The sequence below is a fragment of the Dactylosporangium sp. NPDC051484 genome (genome assembly GCF_040689395.1).
In the GTDB taxonomy this organism is placed as follows: domain Bacteria; phylum Actinomycetota; class Actinomycetes; order Mycobacteriales; family Micromonosporaceae; genus Dactylosporangium.
Window position 1 is genome coordinate 1 of sequence record NZ_JBFAZX010000003.1, and the last position, 20,453, is coordinate 20,453.

The 20,453-nt window shown below is 73.9% G+C and carries 17 protein-coding genes; 13 read left to right on the forward strand and 4 right to left on the reverse strand.

The window, feature by feature from the left end; all coding sequences use genetic code 11:
- The first annotated feature begins 718 nt into the window (after positions 1 to 718).
- From AB0367_RS06320 to AB0367_RS06375, 12 genes are all read left to right on the forward strand, one after another.
- Positions 719 to 2,053, forward strand: coding sequence for a condensation domain-containing protein (locus AB0367_RS06320; protein ID WP_366225605.1), 1,335 nt, complete (start codon positions 719 to 721; stop codon positions 2,051 to 2,053).
- Positions 2,054 to 2,160: 107 nt separating this feature from the next.
- Positions 2,161 to 2,610 (forward strand): Rrf2 family transcriptional regulator, encoded by a 450-nt coding sequence (locus AB0367_RS06325; protein ID WP_366225131.1) that lies wholly within the window; start codon positions 2,161 to 2,163, stop codon positions 2,608 to 2,610.
- Positions 2,611 to 2,659: 49 nt separating this feature from the next.
- On the forward strand, positions 2,660 to 3,082 hold the full coding sequence (locus AB0367_RS06330) for a cupin domain-containing protein (RefSeq protein ID WP_366225132.1): 423 nt from the start codon (positions 2,660 to 2,662) through the stop codon (positions 3,080 to 3,082).
- A complete protein-coding gene (locus AB0367_RS06335) occupies positions 3,079 to 3,948 on the forward strand; it encodes a hypothetical protein (protein ID WP_366225133.1) in 870 nt (289 codons plus the stop codon). Before AB0367_RS06330 ends, AB0367_RS06335 begins: the two co-directional genes overlap by 4 nt.
- Positions 3,949 to 4,207: 259 nt before the next feature.
- Positions 4,208 to 5,752, forward strand: coding sequence for an ABC transporter substrate-binding protein (locus AB0367_RS06340; RefSeq protein WP_366225134.1), 1,545 nt, complete (start codon positions 4,208 to 4,210; stop codon positions 5,750 to 5,752).
- The gene (locus AB0367_RS06345; RefSeq protein ID WP_366225135.1) at positions 5,749 to 6,762 is read left to right on the forward strand and encodes an ABC transporter permease; all 1,014 of its coding nucleotides are present in this window, start codon (positions 5,749 to 5,751) and stop codon (positions 6,760 to 6,762) included. The genes AB0367_RS06340 and AB0367_RS06345 overlap by 4 nt, the downstream gene beginning before the upstream one ends.
- The gene (locus tag AB0367_RS06350; protein WP_366225136.1) at positions 6,759 to 7,544 is read left to right on the forward strand and encodes an ABC transporter permease; all 786 of its coding nucleotides are present in this window, start codon (positions 6,759 to 6,761) and stop codon (positions 7,542 to 7,544) included. The genes AB0367_RS06345 and AB0367_RS06350 overlap by 4 nt, the downstream gene beginning before the upstream one ends.
- Positions 7,531 to 8,490 carry an ABC transporter ATP-binding protein gene (locus tag AB0367_RS06355; protein WP_366225137.1) on the forward strand — a complete coding sequence of 320 codons (960 nt, stop codon included), beginning with the start codon at positions 7,531 to 7,533 and terminating at the stop codon, positions 8,488 to 8,490. Before AB0367_RS06350 ends, AB0367_RS06355 begins: the two co-directional genes overlap by 14 nt.
- Positions 8,487 to 9,473, forward strand: coding sequence for an ABC transporter ATP-binding protein (locus tag AB0367_RS06360; protein WP_366225138.1), 987 nt, complete (start codon positions 8,487 to 8,489; stop codon positions 9,471 to 9,473). Before AB0367_RS06355 ends, AB0367_RS06360 begins: the two co-directional genes overlap by 4 nt.
- Positions 9,470 to 10,609 carry an acyl-CoA dehydrogenase family protein gene (locus tag AB0367_RS06365; RefSeq protein ID WP_366225139.1) on the forward strand — a complete coding sequence of 380 codons (1,140 nt, stop codon included), beginning with the start codon at positions 9,470 to 9,472 and terminating at the stop codon, positions 10,607 to 10,609. Before AB0367_RS06360 ends, AB0367_RS06365 begins: the two co-directional genes overlap by 4 nt.
- Positions 10,606 to 11,754, forward strand: coding sequence for an LLM class flavin-dependent oxidoreductase (locus tag AB0367_RS06370; protein ID WP_366225140.1), 1,149 nt, complete (start codon positions 10,606 to 10,608; stop codon positions 11,752 to 11,754). The genes AB0367_RS06365 and AB0367_RS06370 overlap by 4 nt, the downstream gene beginning before the upstream one ends.
- Positions 11,751 to 12,605 (forward strand): alpha/beta hydrolase, encoded by an 855-nt coding sequence (locus AB0367_RS06375; protein WP_366225141.1) that lies wholly within the window; start codon positions 11,751 to 11,753, stop codon positions 12,603 to 12,605. Before AB0367_RS06370 ends, AB0367_RS06375 begins: the two co-directional genes overlap by 4 nt.
- Positions 12,606 to 12,753: 148 nt before the next feature.
- On the opposite strand, the gene AB0367_RS06380 is transcribed toward AB0367_RS06375, so the two are convergent.
- The 3 genes from AB0367_RS06380 to AB0367_RS06390 form a co-directional block, all read right to left on the reverse strand.
- Positions 12,754 to 14,724, reverse strand: coding sequence for a discoidin domain-containing protein (locus AB0367_RS06380; RefSeq protein ID WP_366225143.1), 1,971 nt, complete (start codon positions 14,722 to 14,724; stop codon positions 12,754 to 12,756).
- Positions 14,725 to 15,140: 416 nt separating this feature from the next.
- Positions 15,141 to 15,824 carry a response regulator transcription factor gene (locus AB0367_RS06385; protein ID WP_366225144.1) on the reverse strand — a complete coding sequence of 228 codons (684 nt, stop codon included), beginning with the start codon at positions 15,822 to 15,824 and terminating at the stop codon, positions 15,141 to 15,143.
- Positions 15,812 to 17,803 (reverse strand): histidine kinase, encoded by a 1,992-nt coding sequence (locus AB0367_RS06390; protein ID WP_366225145.1) that lies wholly within the window; start codon positions 17,801 to 17,803, stop codon positions 15,812 to 15,814. The genes AB0367_RS06385 and AB0367_RS06390 overlap by 13 nt, the downstream gene beginning before the upstream one ends.
- A 108-nt stretch (positions 17,804 to 17,911) precedes the next feature.
- Between AB0367_RS06390 and AB0367_RS06395 the strand changes: the two genes are divergently transcribed.
- Positions 17,912 to 18,277, forward strand: coding sequence for a hypothetical protein (locus AB0367_RS06395; protein ID WP_366225146.1), 366 nt, complete (start codon positions 17,912 to 17,914; stop codon positions 18,275 to 18,277).
- Between the two features lie 476 nt (positions 18,278 to 18,753).
- Here the strand turns inward: AB0367_RS06395 and AB0367_RS06400 are convergent, their stop codons facing one another.
- Positions 18,754 to 20,376 carry a BTAD domain-containing putative transcriptional regulator gene (locus AB0367_RS06400; RefSeq protein ID WP_366225147.1) on the reverse strand — a complete coding sequence of 541 codons (1,623 nt, stop codon included), beginning with the start codon at positions 20,374 to 20,376 and terminating at the stop codon, positions 18,754 to 18,756.
- Positions 20,377 to 20,453: the final 77 nt, after the last annotated feature.

Sequence of the window (20,453 nt, forward strand, 5' to 3'; positions counted from 1 at the left end):
CCGTTACGAGGCAACGGTCGGGATCGCCTCGATCATCATCTGGCTCCGCGCGAAACCCGACCGCCGTCAACCATGATCCATCAGACAGGCCCTAGCACAGGCTGATCTTCTCAGATCGCGTCCAGACGCCGCGGCCGGCAGGACCGTCAGCCGCGCGAGGCCGCTGGTGTCGACAGGTTTGTCGGGCGGCGTAGAGGCCCGTTGGCTGGGGCAGCCGCAGGGTGGTCCGGCGTGGGTGGGTGGTGGCTATGCCGCGGCAGCCGCCGATGTCCGAAACCGCGCCGCTGCACGGGACGAATCTGCCGCCGGGTTTCCCGCGGATCAGATCCAGCGTCCGCGCGGGCGCCGGCTCGCCTCGTACCGCCGCCCGGGCCGGCGTCCGCGCGGCGCGACGACGCACGCGGCGCGCGTCACCCCCGTCGCCGAGGCGCAGCGCCGCAGGGCGAGACCCGGCCCGCACCGCCCGGCCACGGCCCGCGCCAGCCTTACCAGGACCCGTCGCACCCGCATACCGGACAGTCTCACCCGTGCCAGCTGAACCCTGGCTGAGAACACGGCGCGGGAGCGGCCCGGCCCGCTTCCTGCGGGTCATGGAACAACTGGCGATGAAAGTCGGCGAACACCCGCCGAACGGCGGTTCCCAGGGCCGGGGCAGTATGCCAGCATCCACGGCAGCGATGCCGGACATGCGTTGGGACCTGGGAGCGGACCGGAATTGGTGGAGCGGATCATCGTCCCGTTCGAGGGGCCCGGCGCCGGGACCGGCCCGCTGGCCTGGGGGCAGCAGCAGGTCTGGGCGGCGATGACGGGGAGCGACTCGTCGATGAGCATGGGCGGCGCCGTCGCCGTCACCGACGGGCGGACCGTCGAGGACATCGCCGGGGAACTGCGCTTCTTCATGAGCCGATACGCGGCGTTGCGGACACTGCTGCGGTTCTCCGGCGACGGCACGGTGACGCAGGAGGTGTTCGCGTCCGGGGAGGCCGTGCTGGAGGTCGTCGACACCGCCGGCGACGCGGACGCGGCGGCGGTGGCCGAGGCGCTGGCCGCCGAGTGGCGCGAGCGCAAGTTCGACTACGCCGAGGAGTGGCCGCTGCGCATGGGTGCGGTCCGCCACGACGGGGCCGTCACCCACGTCGTCGTGCTGATCTGCCACATCGCGGCGGACCTCGGCGGGATCGCGGTGATGCTGCGCGAGCTGGCCGAGCGCGACCCGGTGACGGGGCAGCCGGCCGGGCCGTATGAGGCGCCGCAACCGCTGGACTTGGCGCGCCGGCAGCGGGAGCCGGCCCTGGCGCGGCAGACCGCGTCGGCGATGCGCTACTGGGAGTCGCACCTGCGCACGATCCCGGCCAGCCTGTTCCGGGGGCCGGTGGAGCGGGGCGAGCCGACGTACTGCCGGATGCGGTGGCAGTCGCGGGCGATGCACCTGGCCTCCGACGCGGTGTCGGCCCGGCTCGGCGCCGACCCGGCGTGGGTGCTGCTCGCGGCGTTCGCCGCCGGGCTGGAGCGGGTGCTGCCCAGCGGCGGGCCGTTCGTCGCGATCGGGATCATCAGCAACCGGTTCCGGCCGGCGCTGCGCGACGTGGTGAGCCCGGTGACCCAGGACGGGCTGTGTGTGCTCGACGTCGCCGGGGTCTCCGTCGTCGAGGCGGTGGCCCGGGCCCGGGCGGCGTCGATGAGCGCGTCCAAGTACGCCTACTACGACCCCGAGGCCCGGGCGGAGCTCACCGAGCGGATCGCCCAGGAGCGCGGCGAGCACCTCGACCTGACCTGCCTGTACAACGACCGGCGCACCGCGCGGCCTCCGGACGGCGGGCCCGCGCCGGCCGGGCACGACGAGGTGCGCTCGGCGCTCGCCGAGACCCGGGTGGTCTCGGAGCAGCCGCTGCCGTCGCTGGGTCCCAAGCTCATGGTCACCGTCGAGGACGTGCCGGCCGTGGTACGGATGATCGTGGACGTCGACACCCGGTACCTGTCGCTGCCTGAGCTGCGCGAGCTGCTGCGCCAGATGGAGGCATTCGTGGTGGAGGCGCTCGTGGCGGAGGCCTGAGCCGCGCGACGCATCGCGGTCGTACCGCCGGAGACAATGGATATAAACCAGAGCGCCTTGCTATGGTTTTCCGGCCAACCACTCCCGCTGCTGGAGGACGTGCCGCGATGCGCATCTCGGCGAAGGCGGACTACGCGATCCGCGCCATGGTCGAACTGGCCGCGGACGCGGGCCGCCCGCTGGTGTGCGAGGGGATCGCCGCGGCGCAGCACATTCCGTACCGTTTCCTCAAGTCGGTCATGCGCGACCTGCGCCGCGCCGGCCTGGTGCGCAGCCAGCGTGGCTGCGAGGGCGGCTACTGGCTGAGCCGCGCCGCCGCCGACATCACCCTCGCCGACGTGGTCGGCGCCGTCGACGGCGAACTGCTCACCGTGCACGGCGCGAGCCCGCACGACCCGGCCGACGTGACCCGGGCGCCCGCGGTGACGGCGGTGTGGCGGGCCATCCAGGCGCGCACGGAGGAGATCCTCACCGGCGTGACGCTCGCGGACCTGCTGACCGAGGCGCCCCCTGCGCCGGCCGCGACCCTGCTCGGCCTGGTGCCCGCGCGTGCCTGACCACTCTTGACAGCAGCGCCCGCCCGGGCGCCACGAGAAGGAGATCCGCATGACCGACCACTGGCATGCCCCGCTGCGCCACATCAAGGGCGCGCAGCTGAGCGGCGACACCCGGCAGACGTCGGGTATGACGCGGCTGGAGGCGATCTCCGGCAAGACGGTCGGCTCGGACAAGCTGTGGATGGGCCGCACCCACGTCGCCCCGGCCACCAACTCCGGCGACCACCACCACGGCGAGGCCGAGACCGCCATCTACGTCGTCTCCGGCCACCCGGTCTTCGTCTTCGCCGAGGGCGACGGCGAGGTGCGCCTGGAGACCGAGCCCGGCGACTACATCTTCGTTCCGCCGTACGTGCCCCATCGCGAGGAGAACCCGGGCGCCGAGGAGGCCGTGGTCGTCATCGCCCGCAGCAGCCAGGAGGGCGTCGTCGTCAACCTGCCGAGCTTGTGGGCGCCGGTCGAGCGCCCGTGACGGGTTTGTCGGTCGTCGAGTACACCGACCCCATGTGCCCGTGGGCGTGGGGTTCGGAGCCGACGTTCCGCTACCTGCGCGCGGTCCTCGCCGGTGCGGCCTGGCGCCGCGTGTTCGGCGTCCTCTTCGACGACGGCGACGATCCCGCGCCGGACCCGGCGGCGGAGACCAGGTGGTACCACCGGCAGCTTCAGGAGATCTGCGGGCACACCGGCGCGCCGTGGCCCGCGGTGCTGGAGCGGGTCGCGCTGTCGAGCCGGCCGTCGTCGCTGGCGGCGCTGGCGGCGCTGGAGCAGGGGAGCGCGGTCGCCGACCGGGTGCTGCGCCGGCTGCGTGAGACCGTCTTCGTCCTCGGGGAGCCGGCCGACACCGAGGATCGGGTGCTGTCCGCCGCTCAAGGCGTGCCGGGCCTGGACGTCGCGCGGCTCGCCGAGCAGATGCGCGCGCGGCGGACCGCGCAGGCGCTGGGCCGAGACCGGCGCGAGGCCCGCCGCCCCGACCCGGAGGTGGTCGGGCTCACCGGGCCGGGCCCGCACCCGGGCGCCGCCAAGCCGGCGCGAGGCGGCCGGCGCTACGGGTTTCCCACCATCGTGCTCACCGGACCTCGTGGGCGCGCGATCGTGCCGGGCTGGCGGCCCCTCACCGGCTATCTGGAGGCCGCGGAGGGGGTCGCGCCGGGGTGCGTGCGCGCGGCGGCGCCGACCGGGGACCTGGCCGCCCACCGTAGCCTCACCGGGCCGGAGATCCGCCTACTGCTGGGCGCCGACGTCCCGCCGCAGGGCGCCGTGGAGGTGTGCACCCCGGGCGGATCGGTGTTCCTGGATCTGGACGAGGCCGCCACGCATCCTGCCACGCGCGGTCGCTAATTCCCTATCAAACCCATCGGGTTCATCTCGATAAATAGGACACATCTCGATGTCTATTGACGAGAGTTGTGGCGCCTCCGCATGATGAGGCCATGACCCCGACCCACCCCGGCGTGGCGCGTCGCTACGTCGATTTCCGGCGCACGGCCAGCGCTCTCTGTCGATAGGTCATTCCCCGGCGCACCTCGATCCTCCCCGCGCCCGCCTCCGGCGGGTGCGCTTCCGTGCACCCTCATGCGCTCGAAAGGCATCCGCCCTCATGAACTCCTCTGTCGATCTGAGCCGCCGGTCGTTCCTCGGCCTGGGCGCCGCGCTGAGCGCCGCGACACTGCTCGCCGCGTGCGGCGACGGCACCACCGGCCCCGGTACCGCGGGCGGGGCGGGCGGCACCCTCAAGTGGGGCTGGGCCCTGCCCACCAGCTGGGACCCGGTCACCTCGTCGGCCGGCTGGGACGTGCACGTGCTGTCGCTGGTCTACGCCGGGCTCACCAAGCTCGACGAGCAGGGCACCGCGGTCGCGGCCCTGGCCACCGGCTGGAAGTACAACGACGACGGCACCGAGGTCACCTTCACCCTGCGGCCCGGCCTCACGTTCAGCGACGGCACGCCGCTGGACGCCGCCGCGGTCAAGAAGAGCCTCGAGCGCGGCCGCGACTTCCCCAAGTCGCTCGTCGGCCCGCAGCTGGTCAACGTCAAGGAGATCGCGGCGCCGGACAGCGGTACCGTCATCATCAGGCTCGGCGTCCCGGACTTCCAGATCCCCAACCTGCTCGCCGGCAAGACCGGCATGATCGTGAGCCCGGCGGCGTTCACCACCGCGCCCGACGCCCTCGCCACCAAGCCCGTCGGCGCCGGACCGTTCACGCTCACGTCCTACACCCAGAACGCCAAGGCGGTGCTGGCCCGCAACCCCGCCTACTGGGACGCGGCCAGCATCAAGCTGCAGGGGTTCGAGGCATACCCGCTGCCGGAGGCGGCCACCGTCGTCGCCGCCCTGCAGTCCGGGCAGTACGACGTCGCCCAGATCCCCGGCAGCCAGGTCGAGGCGGCCCGGGCGGCCGGCCTGCAGGTCCAGGTCATCCCGTCCCTCGTCGTCGCCACCCTCGACGTCAACATCGGCAAGAAGCCGTTCGACGACCCGAAGGTCGTCGAGGCGCTGCACTACGCAGTGGACCGCGCCGCGCTGCTCAAGACCGCGCAGTTCGGCCACGGCGAGGTCACCTACCAGCCCTTCCCGAAGGGCTACGCGGGGTATAACCCGGCGCTGGACGGCATCTTCGCCTACCAACCGGACAAGGCCAAGCAACTGCTCGCCGAGTCCTCCTACCAGGGTGCGCCGGTCGAACTGGTCATCACCACCACCCCCGCCGCGGCCGGCGGGGCCGAGCAGCTGCAGTCCCAGCTGCAGGCCGCCGGGTTCAAGCCGACCATCGAGGTGATCCCGCAGACCCAGTTCACCCAGCTGGTGTACGTGCAGCACTCGCGGGCACTGTCCGTCGACCAGTTCGCCGGGCGCGACTCCGCGGTGCAGGCCTTCCAGGTGCTGTTCGGCAAGGAGGGCCTGATGAACCCGGGCCGGGTCCAGCCGCCGGAGCTCGCCGACGCCCTGGCGAAGGTGAGCCGCACGCCGCTGAACGACCCGAAGTACGCCAGCGTGCTGCAGGAGGCGACGGCGATCGCCGTGCGCACCATGCCCAACGTCTTCCTCTACACCGTCCCGCGCATCCTCGCCCGCCGTGGGGGCGTCTCCGCCATCCCCGAGTTCACCGCCGTGCAGCGCTTCGAAGGCGTGACAGTGTCATGACCACGTTGCTCGATCGTCCGCAGGCGCCGGCCCGGGCGCCCGCGCCGGCGCCCGCCCGGCCGCGGCGCCGCCGGGGCCGGATCGGCGCGCTGGCCACGCCGGTCGTCGTGTTCCTGTTCTCCTCGCTGCTCACGTTCGGGCTCGGCGCGCTGTCGCCGAGCAACCCGGCCGCGGCCGTGCTCGGCGAGACCGCGACCCCGGCCGACATCGCACGGATGAACCACGAGTTCGGGCTCGACCGGCCGTTCCTCGTGCAGTACCTCGACTGGCTCGGCAGCGCCCTCACCGGCGACCTCGGCCGCTCGTACTTCACCACGATCCCCGTCGCCGACAGCATCTTCGCCGCGCTGCCCGTGGATCTGGCGCTCGCCGTCCTGGCCGTGCTCCTCGCCGTGCTGCTGGGCGGCTCGGCGGGGATCGGCGCCGCGCTGCGCCGGGGTGGCCGGCTCGACCGGGCCGTCACCGTCGTCGCCTCCGCGCTGGGCACGCTGCCGCCGTTCGTGGTCGGCATCGGCCTCGTGGTGATCTTCTCCGTGCTGCTCAAGGTGCTGCCCGCCGGCGGCTACGTGGGCCTGGAGCACGGCTTGCTGCCCTGGCTGCGCTTCGCGATCCTGCCAGCGCTCGCGCTCAGCCTCGACATCGCCGCGTCCATCGCCCGGCAGCTGCGCACCTCCCTCGTCGCGCAGCTCGGCGAGAACTACGTCACCGGAGCCGTGGTGCGCGGCCTCGGAGCCCGGCGGGTGCTGTTCCGCCACGCGCTGCGCAACGCGATCGGCCCCGCCGTCACCGTGCTCGGCATCGGCGTGCCGATCGTCCTCGGCGGCGCCGTCGTCACCGAGAAGATCTTCAACCTGCCGGGCGTGGCCCAGCTGACCCTGCAGGCCGCCGCGCAGCACGACGTGCCGCTCATCCAGGGCACCCTGCTCGTCACCGTTACCGTCGTGCTGCTCTGCAACACCCTCGTCAACATGGCGCTGCTGCGCCTCACCCCGCAGGGGCGGCGGTCATGAGGCGCCTCGCGCTCGCCGCGCTCGCCGTCGTCGCGCTGCTGGCCGTCGCCGGCGGCCTGCTGGCCCCGCACGACCCGCTGGCGCAGGACCCCGACCTGGCCCTGCACGCGCCCACCTGGGCGCACCCGTTCGGCACCGACTACCTCGGCCGCGACGTGTTCAGCCGGCTGCTCGCCGGCACCGGCACCACGGTCGCCGCCGCCGTGGAGAGCGTCGGCGTCGGGCTGTTGCTCGGCGTGGTGCCCGGCCTGGCCTCGCTGTGGCTCGGCCGCGGCGTTGAATGGGTGCTGCTGCGCGCCGTGGACGCGCTGATGACCCTGCCGTTCATCGTGTTCGCGGTGGCCGTCACCGGCATCCTCGGCAACGGCCTCACCCAGGCGATGATCGCGATCGGCATGCTGTTCGCGCCCCTGTTCTTCCGCGTCACCCGGGCCGCCGGGCTCGCGCTCACCCGGGCGCAGTACGTCGAGGCCGCCGAGCTCTTCGGCGCCTCCCGCAGCCGGATCCTGCGCACCCACGTCTGGGGCAAGGTCCTGCCGACCGTCGCCGTCACCGCCGCCCAGGCCACCGGCGGCGCGCTGCTGGCCGTGTCGTCGCTGTCGTTCCTCGGCATCGGCGTCCAGCCGCCCGCGCCGACCTGGGGCGGCGTCCTCGCCAGCGACCTGGGCTTCCTCGCCCAGCAGCCGTGGGCGCCGGTCATTCCGGCCGCGCTCATCGCGCTCACCGTCGCCGCGCTCAACACCCTCGCCGACGACAGGGGGACGCTCCGTGTTGCGCGTTGAAGACCTGCACCTGACCGTCGGCGGGGATCTGGAGGCGGTACGCCAGGTCTCCCTCACCGTCGGCCGGGGCGAGTCGCTCGGCCTCGTCGGCGAGTCGGGCTCCGGCAAGACCCTCACCTGCCGGGCCGTGCTCGGCGTGCTCCCGCCCGGCGTCGCCGTCTCCCGCGGCCGGATCGCGCTCGGCGACACCGACCTGACCGCACTGGACCGCCGGGGCTGGGACCGCGTCCGCGGCAACCGGATCGCCGCGGTCTTCCAGGACCCGGCCTCGTACCTCAACCCCTCGCTGACCGTCGGCCGCCAGCTCGCCGAGCAGCTGCGCCTCAAGCGTGGCCTGCCCCGCGGCGAGACCCGCGCCGCCGCCGTCGCGCTGCTTGAGGCGATGGGCATCCGCCGTGCCCCGGCCGTCTTCGACCAGTACCCGCACGAGCTGTCCGGCGGCATGCTGCAGCGCACCCTCATCGCCATCGCCGTCGCCGGGCGGCCCGACCTGCTCGTCGCCGACGAGGCCACCACCGCGCTCGACCCGGCCGTGCAGGCCGAGGTGCTCGACCTGCTACGGCAGCTGCGCGAGGAGCGCGGCCTGGCCCTGCTGCTGGTCAGCCACGACCTCGCCGTCGTCGCCGAGGTCTGCGACCGGGTCGCGGTCTTCTACGCCGGCGAGATCGTCGAGCACGGCCCGACCGACGAGGTCATCGCCAACCCCCGGCACCCGTACACCGAGGCGCTGCTGCGCGTCGCGTCCCTGGGCGACTGGCGCCGCCGTGACCTGGAGGTGATTCCCGGCCGCCCGCCCGAGCTCGGCGCCTTCTCCACCGGCTGCCGCTTCGCCGAGCGCTGCGCACACTTCACCGAGCGGTGCGGCACGCCGGTGCCACTGTCCACCGTGGACGGCCGGACCGTGCGCTGCCACCGGGCCGCCGAGCTGGCACTGGTGGGCGCATGAACGCGCTGCTGGACATTCAGGACCTGACCGTCGAGTACGACCGGCACCGGGTGCTCGACGGGGTGAGCCTGGCCGTGCGTGCCGGCGAGATCCTCGGCATCATCGGCGAGACCGGGTCCGGCAAGACCACGCTCGCCCGCGCCGTGGCCGGGCTCGCTCCCGTGCGCGGCGGCCGGATCGCCTTCGACGGCGCCGAACTCACCGCCCTGCGTGGCCGGGCCCTGCGCGCGTGGCGGCGCACCGGGGCGCTGCAGTACATCTTCCAGGACCCGCTGCGCGCCCTCGACCCGCAGCACACCGTGGCGGCCGCGGTGGGGGAGGGCCTCGCTGTCGCCGGTGGACGGCGCCCGGGCGAGATCGCCGAGCAGGTCGCCGCCGCGCTGACCCGCGTCGGCCTCGACCCGGCCCTCGCGTCGCGCCGGCCCGGCGAGATCTCCGGTGGCCAGCGCCAGCGTGTCCTGCTCGCCCGCGCCTTGGCCGTCGGTCCCCGGCTGCTGCTGTGCGACGAGCCGGTCTCGGCGCTGGACGCCTCCAACCGCAACCACGTCCTGCGGCTGCTCGCCGGCCTGCGCAACACCGCCGGCGTGAGCGTCGTGGTCATCACGCACGACCTGAGCTCCCTCGCGGGCATCGCCGACCGGGTCGCCGTGCTCTACGGCGGCCGCCTCGTCGAGCACGGCCCGATCCAGGACGTGCTCACCGCGCCGCGCCATCCGTACACGGCGCTGCTGGCCGCCTCCTCGCCCAGCGTGCGCCGCGAGCACCCGGTCCCGGCCGCCCGGCTGCGCGGCACCGGCGACGGCATGACGCACCCCGGCGGGTGCGTGTACGCGGTCAGGTGCCCCTTCGCCACCGCCGAGTGCGCCACCGCGCCGGAACTGTCGAGTGTGGACGGTGACCGCGCGGTCGCCTGCCATCACGCCGGCACCTGGCGGGCTCGCCTCGGCGCCGGCGCGGGCGACCTGGCGGAGGTTCCGGCATGACCGACCTTGCCGCCATCACCGCACAGCTCGCGGCGCGCGCCGAGGAGCACGACCGCGAGGCCACCTTCCCGCACGAGGGCGTCGCGCTCGTGCACCAGCACGGCCTGCTCACCGAGACCGTCGCCGCCCGCTACGGCGGGCCGGGTGCCGGGCTCGGCCGTACCGTCGAAATCCTCACGGCGCTGGGGGCCGGCGACCCGGCCGTCGCGCTCGTCACGGCGATGACCCTGTTCAACCACGCCGGGCAGGCGCTCGCGCCGACCTGGCCGGCGCCGTACTACCAGCGGGTGCTGGCCGAGTCGGCGGCCGCGCCGACCCTCATCAACGCGCTGCGGGTCGAGCCCGAGCTCGGCAGCCCGGCCCGGGGCGGGCTGCCGGCCACCGTCGCCAGGCGTGTCGCCGACGGCTGGTCGCTCTCCGGTCGCAAGATCTTCTCCACCGGCGGGGAGGCGCTCGCCTGGATGCTGGTCTGGGCGCGCACCGACGAGGACGAGCCGCGCGTCGGGTCGTTCCTGGTCCGCGGCGGCAGCCCCGGGCTGCGCATCGAGCGCACGTGGGATCACCTGGGCCTGCGCGCCAGCCGCAGCGACGACGTGGTCCTCGACGACGTCCGGGTGCCGGTCGACGCCACGATCGACCTCGCTGTGCCGGTGCCCGACGCCCGCGGCGCCACGCTGTTCGCGTGGAACTGCCTCGGTCTCACCGCGATGTACCTCGGCGTCGCGAACGCCGCCCGCGACTGGCTCGTGCGCTTCCTGCACGAGCGGGTTCCCACCTCGCTCGGCCGGCCGCTGGCCACGCTGCCGCGGTTCGAGGCCGCGGTCGGCGAGATCGAGGCCCGGCTCGCCTCGGCCGCGGTGCTCGTGCGAGCCCTCGCCGGCGGTGTCGACGCCGGCGACCCCGAGGCGATCCGCCGGGCCCCCGTCGGCAAGCTGATCGGCACCCGGGCCGCGATCGAGTCCGTCCAGGACGCCGTCGCGCTCGTCGGCAACAACGCCCTCAACCGGCGCAACCCCCTCGAACGGCACCTGCGCGACGTGCTCTGCGCCCGCATCCACACACCGCAGGACGACACCATCCTGACCGCGGCCGGTAAGGCCGCGTTGTCCCGGTTCGGAAAGGAATGCAACCCATGACCTCGGTCGAGTTCATCGGCATGATCGGCACGCAGCACGCCTCCGAGATCCACGCGCCGAGCGGGCCGGTCGTCGACCCGGCGTACACCCGTCGCTTCGCCCGCGCCCACGAGGACGCGGGCTTCGACCGGATCCTCATCGGATACGGCTCGGGCTGGCCCGAGGGCGGCCAGGTCGCCGCCCACGTGGCCGCCCACACCGAGCGGCTCGGCCTGCTCGTCGCGCACCGCCCCGGCTTCGTCGCGCCCACCCTCGCCGCGCGCACGTTCGCGACCCTGGACCAGTTCAGCGGCGGCCGGGTCGCGGTGCACGTCATCACCGGCGGCATTGACCACGAGCAGCGGCGCGACGGCGATTACCTGGGCAAGGACGAGCGCTACGCGCGCACCGACGAGTACCTGGAGATCCTGCGCCGCGCCTGGTCCTCGCCCGAGTCGTTCGACTACGAGGGCAAGTACTACCGCTTCGCGGACTTCTCCGCCCACGTCCAGCCGGCGCACCGGATCCCGCTGTACTTCGGCGGCTCCTCCGAGGCGGCATACCGGGTCGGCGGCAAGCACGCGGACACCTTCGCGCTGTGGGGCGAGCCGCTGAAGGAGACCGCCGAGCAGATCGCCTCGGTCCGCGCGGCCGCGGTCGCCGCCGGCCGGACCGACGAGCCCGGCATCAGCGTCTCGTTCCGCCCGATCCTCGGCCCGACCGAGGAGCTCGCGTGGGAGCGCGCGCACGCGATCCTCGACACCATCACGACCGGCTACACCAACTCGCCGAAGGGGTCCTGGGGCACCGACGGCCCCCCGCAGAACGTCGGCTCGCAGCGCCTGCTGGCCGCCGCCGCGAAGGGCGACCTGCACGACCGTGCACTGTGGACGGCCACGGCGAAGGCGTCGGGGGCGGTCGGCAACTCGACCGCGCTCGTCGGCACCCCAGAAACCGTCGCGCAGGCCCTCCTGGACTACGTCGACATCGGCGTGACGACCCTGCTGATCCGCGGCTACGACCCGCTCGACGACGCCATCGACTACGGCCGCCATCTGCTCCCGCTGGTACGCCAGGAGCTCGCCCGCCGCGCCGCCTCGTCCACGCCGGCCTTGTCCACGGCGTCCTCGTCCAGCGCTGAGCCGGTCGCGGCGGGTGCCCGGTGACCGCCTCCACCAGCGCGTCCGCCGGCACCGCTGCCAGCGCCTCGATCGGAGCGCCCGTCGTCGCCGGCGCCCGCTGGGACCCGCCGGCCGCGATCGCCGTGCGCGGCACCGTCCTGCTGTTACCCGGTCGCGGCGAGCACGCCGGGGTGTACGACCGCTTCGGCCGCCGCCTCGCCGCCGACGGCTACGCGGTGCGCTCGGCCACCCCGGAGACGGTGACCGCCGTCGCCGCGGACGCGGTCGCCCCGCTCGTGCTGGCCGGCTCCGACACCGGCGCCCTGTACGCCCTGGCCCTCGCCGCGACAGTCCCAGCCGCTGGCGTGATCGCGGCCGGCGTGCCATGGGCCCAGCCCGCCCAGGACCCGGCCGCCCAGGACCCGGCCGCCCAGGACCCGGCCGCCCAGGACCCGGCCGTCCTGGATCAGGGCGTTCCGGATCGGGGCGTTCTTGAGCGAGAGGTCCTGGATCGGGGCTTTCTCGACTGGGGCGACGAGCTGGAGGCCCGCAGTGCCTGCCCCACCCACCGGGCCCGGCTGGAGGCCGACGGCGGCTTTCAGCGCGGCACCCTCGCGGAGCCGGTGCCGCAGGCGCTCGTCGAGGCGGTCGACCCGGCCGCGATCGCCCTGCCCGTCCTGCTCGTGCACGGCGGGGCCGACCTGGTCGCGCCGCTCAGCGGTGCGCGGGAGCTGGCCGCCCGGCTGGCCCGGGCCGAGCTGGCCACCGTGCGCGACGGCCGGCACGACGCGCTCAACGACAGCACCCACCGCACCGTGGCCGCCCACGTCGTGCAATGGCTGGAACGCCTGCGCGCCGACCCGGCGACCGTCGCCGCGATCCTCACCGTCTCGTAAACGGGGTAGCCGACGGGTGGCGGCCGGACGCCTGGTCGCCACCCGCCGGTTTCGGGGTTGGTGTCGTTCCCTGGGCCCGTCGGCGTCGGGCCCGGGGCACTGCGCCCCATCCGCGCCCGGCCGTCGGCGGCGACCGGGCGCGGACGTCTCAGCCGTTGTAGACGCGGAACTCCGAGCACTGGCCGGCCGGCCAGCCGGTGTTCGCCGTGAAGGTCAGCCGCAGGTAGCGGGCCGTGGCCGCGGACGGGAAGGTGATCGTCGCGGTGTTGCCCGTCGCCGGGTTGAAGGTGTACGCGGCCGACGCCACGATCGTGGTGAACGTCCCGCCGTCCGTGCTCCCGCTGACCGAGAGGGTCTGCGTGCGGGTGGCCCAGGACGACTGCGGCGGCAGGGTCAGCACGACACGGCGCGTCGCCGTCGCGGCGCCCAGGTCGACCTGCAGCCACTGCGGCCACGCGTTGTTGGCGCTCTCCCAGTAGGTGCCGGTGTTGCCGTCGACGACGTTGCCGCTGCCGTACGTCTGCGTGTGGCTGCTCTCGGACGTCGGGCGGCCGGCGGCGAGGTTGGTGTTGTTGTCCGGCGGCGTGGCCGTGGTCGCGGTGACGGCGTTGGAGGCGCCGGAGGCGTTGCCGGCCGCGTCGAAGGCGGCGACCGTGAACGTGTACGCGGTCGAGGCCGTCAGGCCGGTGACGGTGAAGGCCAGCGTCGTGGTGGTACCGATGACCGTGCTCGTGGAGCCCGACAACCGCGAGACGCGGTATCCGGCGACCCCGACGTTGTCCGTGGAGGCGTTCCAGGCGAGCGCGACCGTCGTGTCCGTGGTGCCCGTGACGCGCAGGTTGCCGGGCACGGACGGAGGGGTCTGGTCGGGGCCGGTGGGGAAGGGCACCGTGAACCGGGTCTCGGTGAGCGCGATCTGGCCCTTGAGCATCCGGCCGCCGTCGTTGGTCAGGCGCAGGTAGTAGTCGGACGAGCACGGGGTGCCGTCCTCGTCGAGGGCGCGCATCCCGGAGTTGGTGGGCTGCCAGGCCGCGCTCTCGGCGGTCTTGGCGATCTGGTTGCCCTCGTTGAACTCGTCGAACATCGAGATGTAGGCGCTCTGCACGCCGGCGCGGGTGTGGTTGTAGAACTGCCGCCACATCAGCTCGCCGTGGCGGCGGTGGCCGGAGGCGAGGTCGCCGGGGATCACGCATGGCTGGTAGTCGATCCCGCGGGCGTTGAGATCGGCGAGGTCGCCCAGCACGCGGTTGGTGTAGAACCAGTCGGCGCCGGCGTTGTCGCTGATGCGGCCGACCATCCACGGCGAGATCATGTTGAAGGCGTGGTACACGTCGATGAACCCGGCCCGCGAGTCGTCCGTGCCCAGGCGCCAGTGGGTGGGCACGCCGCCGATCACGTAGCAGCCCTGCGCCTTGAACCAGTTGATCACGTCGAGGCACGCGGCCGGCGCGAACGGGCGGCCGTCGTCGTTGAACCCGAAGCCCCAGATGCACACGACGGGCTTTCCGTTCTGCCTGGCGTACGCCGAGGAGGCCGTGTGGGCGGACATCTTGTTCGTCCAGTCGGCCTTGATCTCGTTCTGCATGGTCAGCCACCAGGTGACGTCGTACATGATGTAGAACTTGCGGCCGTTGGCCTCGGCCGCCTGCCGCACCTTTTGGGCCATCGCGTCGCGGGTCGCGCCCTCGCCCCCGTTCGGGTTGAAGCGCTGCAGCGCGGCCGTGTCGCATCCGTTCTCCCGCATCCAGCGGAAGTGCGTGTCGACCGTCTGCTGGTCGTACGACGAGAACAGGTTCGCCGGCTGGCCGTTGCCGAGGTTGGCGAAGTTGGTGCGGTACCCCTTGGTGAAGTCGCGCATGTCGGGCCAGCAGGTGATCGAACACGCGCCCGGGGCGGGGCTCTGCGACCAGTTCGGGCTGTAGTGCCACCAGCCGTTGATCGGGGCGCCGTCGCCGATGCAGGCGAACCAGCCCTGGTAGCCGACGGTGACCTTGCCGACGACGTCCCCGGGCGGGCTGGCGGCGAACGCGGTGCCGGCGCCGGCCGAGCCGAGCGGCAGCGCGCCGACGGCGGCACCGGCGAGCGAGGTGGCGATGACGGAGCGGCGGGAAACTCCCATGTGGACTCCTCGGGGTGTCGCCCCGGCCGGTACTGCAACGCGCCGCGCCCCCGGCAGGGTGGGGTAACCGGACCCGATGGCGGTCGGGCCGGCGGCCGGTGCGCGTCGTCTGGGATCCGGTTCGGGGCATGGCGTGGGCAACGGGCCGGGCGGGGCCCGCACACCGGCACTGAGCAGCCCACGCGTGCGAACGCGAGGTTGGCGGTGCTGACCATATGTCGGCTTCTGGCACGGAATCCTGCCAGCACCAGCGCTCCCAGCGCAAGACTTCGATGTTCTGATCGCAACTTCGCGACGAGCTTCTGTCGCATTGGACGTTTGTCCATGACGATCCGCACCGTCGGGGCGGTCGTTCGACACGGGTTTGCGCGCCGCACCGGCTACCGCTCGGACGCCCGGCGTGCGCCGGCACCGGATTAGCCCTCCGGCGAAGTACGGCTGTCCGGCGTCGCTGTCCGACCGGCCTGATTGAGATACGCCAGCACCGCCAGCACCCGCCGATGACCCTCGTCCGACATCGGCAGCCCCAGCTTGTTCATGATCGAGCTGACGTGCGCCTCCACCGTCCGGTCGGCGAGCCAGAGCCGGCGAGCGATGCCGATGTTGGTCAGGCCCTCGGCCATGAGGGCCAGCACGTCGTGCTCACGCCCGGTGAGCGAGGCGAGCAGCCGGTCGCCCTGCTGCCCGCCGACGAGCCGGCGCACCACCTCAGGGTCGAGGGCGGAGCCGCCGGCGCCGATCCTGCGTATCGCGTCGAGGAAGTCGTCGACGTCGAGCACCCGGTCCTTGAGGAGATAGCCGAACCCGCCGTGCGTGACGAGTTCGACCGAGTGCCGGGTCTCGATGTGCTGGGAGAGCAGGACGATACCGCAACGAGGCTGGGTCGTGCGGATCTGCCGGGCCGCGCGCGCACCGTCGTCGGTGCCGTCGGGAGGCATCCGGATGTCGATGACCGCGAGATCGGGCCGCGCCCGCTCGACCGCCCGCAGCAGGGACGGGGCATCGTGGGCCTTCTCCACCACCTCGTGTCCCGCATCGGCCAGCAGGCGGGCCAGTCCCTCGCGAAAGAGCGCGGAATCCTCACCGATCACGATTCGCACGGCAGCACCGCTTCCACCGTGGTACCGCCGGCGACAGGGCTCACGACGCGCAGCCGGCCACCGGCCGCGGCGACCCGGTCGGCCAGACCTCCCAGGCCGGACCCGGGACGGACGACCGCGCCACCGGAGCCGTCGTCGCGCACCCGGACGGTCAGCCGTTGCGCGTCGCGGCGCACGGTGACCCCGATCGCCGTCGGCCGCGCGTGCTTGACGGCGTTCGTCGCCGCCTCGGTGACCACGTAGTAGGCCGTCGTCGCCAGGTCGTCGGGGATCGGGTCGGCCGTGCACAGGTCCAGCGTCACCGGGATCGGCATCTGGCTCACCATGGCCCCGAGCGCGCGGTCCAGCCCGTCGTCGAGGCTGCTCGGCCGCAGCCCGTGCGCGATCTGGCGCAGTTCCACCACCGCGCTGCCCAGCTCGCCCACCGACTGTTCGAGCAGGCCGTCGACGTCGACCGTGCCGTCGTCGAGGTGGCGCTGGGCCAGCCGCAGGCGCATGCCGAGCGCCACGAGCCGCTGCTGGGCGCCGTCGTGAAGGTCCCGCTCGAGCCGGCGCCGCTCCTGGTATCCCGCCGCCAGCAGCCGGGCCCGGCTGGCCTCCACCGCCTCCAGCGCCGAGGCCAGCTCCGCCCGCAACCGGACGACCTCGACCAGCAGCGAACCGGCCGCCGCCACCTCGCGGAGCAGTTCCCGGCTCGCCCCGCCGTCCGCCACGATGACGCCGATCTCGTTGCCGCCCAGCCGCACCGGGGCCGACCGCCCGGGCCGGGCCGGGTCCGGCTCCACCGGGCGCCCCGCCGTGTCGAGCATCGCGGCCGACCCGGGCAGCCGGTACCCGACCCGCAGGCTCGGATCGCGCAGGGCCGTGCGCAGCGCGCTCTCCAGCTGCTCGGGCCGGGCGCTGCCCGCGTCGGTCCGCTGGCGCAGCTCCTCGATCGCGGCCATGGCCGCCTCCCGGGCCGGGTAGAGCCGCTGGTCGACGAACCGCTGCAGCCGGTTGCGCATCGGCGCGAGCGCGGCGGCGCAGACCGCCGTCGCCGCCGCGGCGGCCACCGGGGAGCCCCGGCCCGCGCCGAGACCGACCACGAACGACGCCGCCGTGTAGAAGGCCAGCAGCATCGCCGTCACGAGGGCATAGGTCGCCGTCGCGCTCAGCGCCCGGTCGACGTCGTACAGGTCATGCTTGAGCAGCGCGATCGTGGTCGACGCCGGGATCGCGAGGTACGTCGCGATCAGCCCGGCGAGCCCGAGCTCGGGCCGGTCGAACACCAGATAGCTGGCCCAGCACAGCAGCAGCGTGATCGGAAGAAAGCTCGCCCCCAGCACGAACCACTTGAGCTGTGCCCGCTCGACGGCGCCGCTGGTGCGGCGGTAGCGCACGACGATCGAAGCGAGCGACGCGACGAGCAGGCCGAGGAAGATCGGCAGCAGCGCGAAGGCGAACCCCTCGATGACACCCTGGACCTCGGGGGGCGCGCGGAACGCCTTCGGCACCCCCGGATACCGCGGCGTCGAGGTCGGGTCGAAGGCCGCCGCCACGATGAACAGCACCGGCACCACCAGCAGCCCGATCACGACCCAGCGCCAGCGCGGCCCCGGCACCCGGCCCTCGGGCACGAGCAGGAACAACAGCGCCGGCGGGACGTACAGCAACATCCAGGCGCCACGAACGAGATCGACATAGAGGCCCGCGAGCGGCAGGCGCGGGTCGGCGGTCAGCGCGTCCGCGTACAGCTCGCTGACGACGACCCCGACGAGCGCGGCGCCGGAGCAGACGAGCAGCAGGCCGACCACGTTGCGCGGGCGGCGGGTGGCGACGGTCAGGCCGAGGAGAACGGACGAAAGCCCCAGCGGCACACCGACCGCCAGCTTCACGGTGGCCGCCCAGTCCCAGGCGATCGTCGCCAGGAGGACCCCGAACCCGGCTGAGGCGAGGACCACCGCCGCGGCGAGGTACGCCACCAGCCGCCTCCCGTACATCGCATCACCGTAGCGGCGGCGACCGGCGGCATGAATACGTGCCAGTACGGAACTTGTCCGGGTGCTGGCACAGATCCGATCGCGAGCCACAACCCGGACGCTGAGCTCATGAAGCGCTCGCTCTCCCTCACCATCGGGCTGGTCCTGTCCGGCCTGTTCGGCCTTCTCAGCGTCGTCTCGCTCCCGTTCGCCACCGACGGGCCGCCCCTGGCGGTGCTCGTGATCGACGCCGTGCTCGGGCTCGGCACCATCGTCGGCGTCGTGCTGGCGTGGCCGAACCGATCGCGGGCCGGCGCCGTCACGGTCATCGTGACCCTGCTGCTGTCCGCGCTGACCGCCGTGCCCGCGTTCTTCGCGGCCGAGGCCCCGGCCCCGGCCAAGGTCGGCGCCGCGGTCGGCATCGTGCTCACCCTGCTCTGCGTCGCCCTGGTGGCTCCCGCCCTGCGCGTGCGCCCCGCCGGGGTGCCCTCCTAGCCGGTCGAGCCGGCGTCACACCGCGGGCTCGCGCCCGTCACACGGATTGGAACCTTCATGCTGGACAGTGCGACCGAAACGACCACCACGCACCGCCGCGCGACCGCGCTCGCGGCGGCGCTGTTCACCGCGCCCTGGGGATTCGTCGTCGCCAACGGCGCGTACGCCTGGGCCACCCGCGACGGCGGCAGCGACAGCGACGGGGCCGGCGCCCTGGCGCTCGCCGCCGCCCATCCCGGCCTGACCCGGCTCTCCACCCTCGCGGCGATGGTGGGCAGCCTGCTCTTCGTGCCCGCCGTCCTCGGCGTCAAACGGCTCGTCGGCGACCGCAGCCGCAGGCTCGCCGGCATCGCGGCCGCGCTCACCGCGGGCGGCTACATCTGCTACTTCGCCATCGTCTCCAGCGGCTTCGTCACGCTCGCCATGGCCCGGCGCGACGGGCTAACGGCCGACTTCGCCAAAGTGCTCGACGAGGCTCAGTCCGACCCGTCGGCGCTGTGGATGTTCCTGCTCTTCGTCCTCGGTAACATCGTCGGCACGGTGCTGCTCGCGGTGGCGCTGTTTCGCAGCCGTGCCGTGGCCGGCTGGGTCGCTCTCGCGTTGGGCGCCTGGACGCCGCTGCACATCATCGGCCTGATCGTGGGCAGCGAGTGGTTCGAGGTCGCGGGCGCGGTGAGCCAGGCCGTCGCCCTGGCCGCGGTCGGCCGCGCGCTGCTGAACACCCAGGCTCGACCGGAGTAGGGCCCGCCCGGATTCCCTAGGCTCGCAGGGCGGCCGAGTACGCCGCGGCGAACGCCTCCGCGCCCAGCAGGTCGCGGGCCGTCGAGCAACGCGCAGACACTGGCCACCGCCGCGGCGCTGCCGGCGTCGAGGGCGAAGCCGGCCCGCACGGCCGCGGCGCGTTCGGCGAACAGCCGCGCTGCCGGCTCGGGCGCGAGCGGACCGACCGGCACCAGGACCTCGCCGGTGAGCCCGAGCGGTTCGCGGCTCGTGGCCAGCACCGCCAGGCCCGGGCACTGCCCGAGCAGCGCGCGCACCAGGCCGGCGACGCCGTCGAGCGCCTGCTCGCAGTTGTCCAGGACGAGCAGCGCCGCCCGACCGGCCAGCGCTCGCACCGGATCCGCGGCGCCGGCGGCCGGGGCCAGGCCGCCCTCGCGCAGCCCGAGGGCGCCGGCGACCGCGTGCGGCACGAGGGCGCCGTCCTCGACCCGCGAGAGGTCGGCGAAGCTCACCTCGCGCCCGTCCCGGCCGGCCGCCTCGACCGCGAGCCGGGTCTTGCCCGCCCCGCCCGGGCCGACGAGCGTGACGAGCCGGGCGTCGCGCAGGCCGGCGAGCCGCTCCAGCTCGTCCTCCCGCCCGACGAGGCGGGTCAGCGGCGCGGGCGGCGTCCCCTGTGGTCGATGGGGCGGCTCGGCTCGCAGAATTGCCAGGTGTACCGCCGAAAGCTCCGCCGACGGGTCGGCGCTCAGCTCCGCGGCGAGCAGCCGGCGCGCCTCGTCGAACTCGGCGAGCGCCTCCGCGGTGCGCCCGGCCGCGTGCAGGGCCCGCATGAGCTGACCGCGCGGCCGCTCCCGCAACGGGTGCTCGGCGACCAGCCGGCGCAGCGGCCCGACGGGCGTGCCCTCAGGCAGCGCGAGCTCGGCCTCGACGAGATCCCCGGCCGCCGCGAGCCGGGCCTCCTCCAGGCGCACCACCTGGGTCGCCGCGTCCGGCAGGTCCGCCAGGGCGGGTCCGCGCCACAGGTCCAGCGCCTCGCGCAGTACACCTGCGGCGGTCCGGAAATCGCCCGCGGCGAGCAGCTGCCGGCCGTCCCGCGCGAGCCGCTCGAACCGGTGGACGTCGACGTCCTGCGGGTCGACGGCGATGCGGTAGCCGCCGCCGGTGAACTCGACCGGCCCGCCCGGCAGCGCCCGCCGCAGCCGCGACACCTGCGCCTGCAGCGCGTTGACGCTCTCGCCGCCGAGCCGCTCCAGCGCCACGACCTGACCGGCCTCCAGCAGCAGCCGGGTCAGCAGCGCCCGCGGCTTGGGCCCGCCGACCGCGACCGGCGCGCCCGCGTCGTTACGGACCTCCAGCGGCCCGAGGATGCCGAAGCGCATCTTGACATTGTCCTTCACCGCCCAGGCAGGCGGTCGCATGGCCTTTGCGGGTCTTTAGGTAAATATTTGCACGAGTA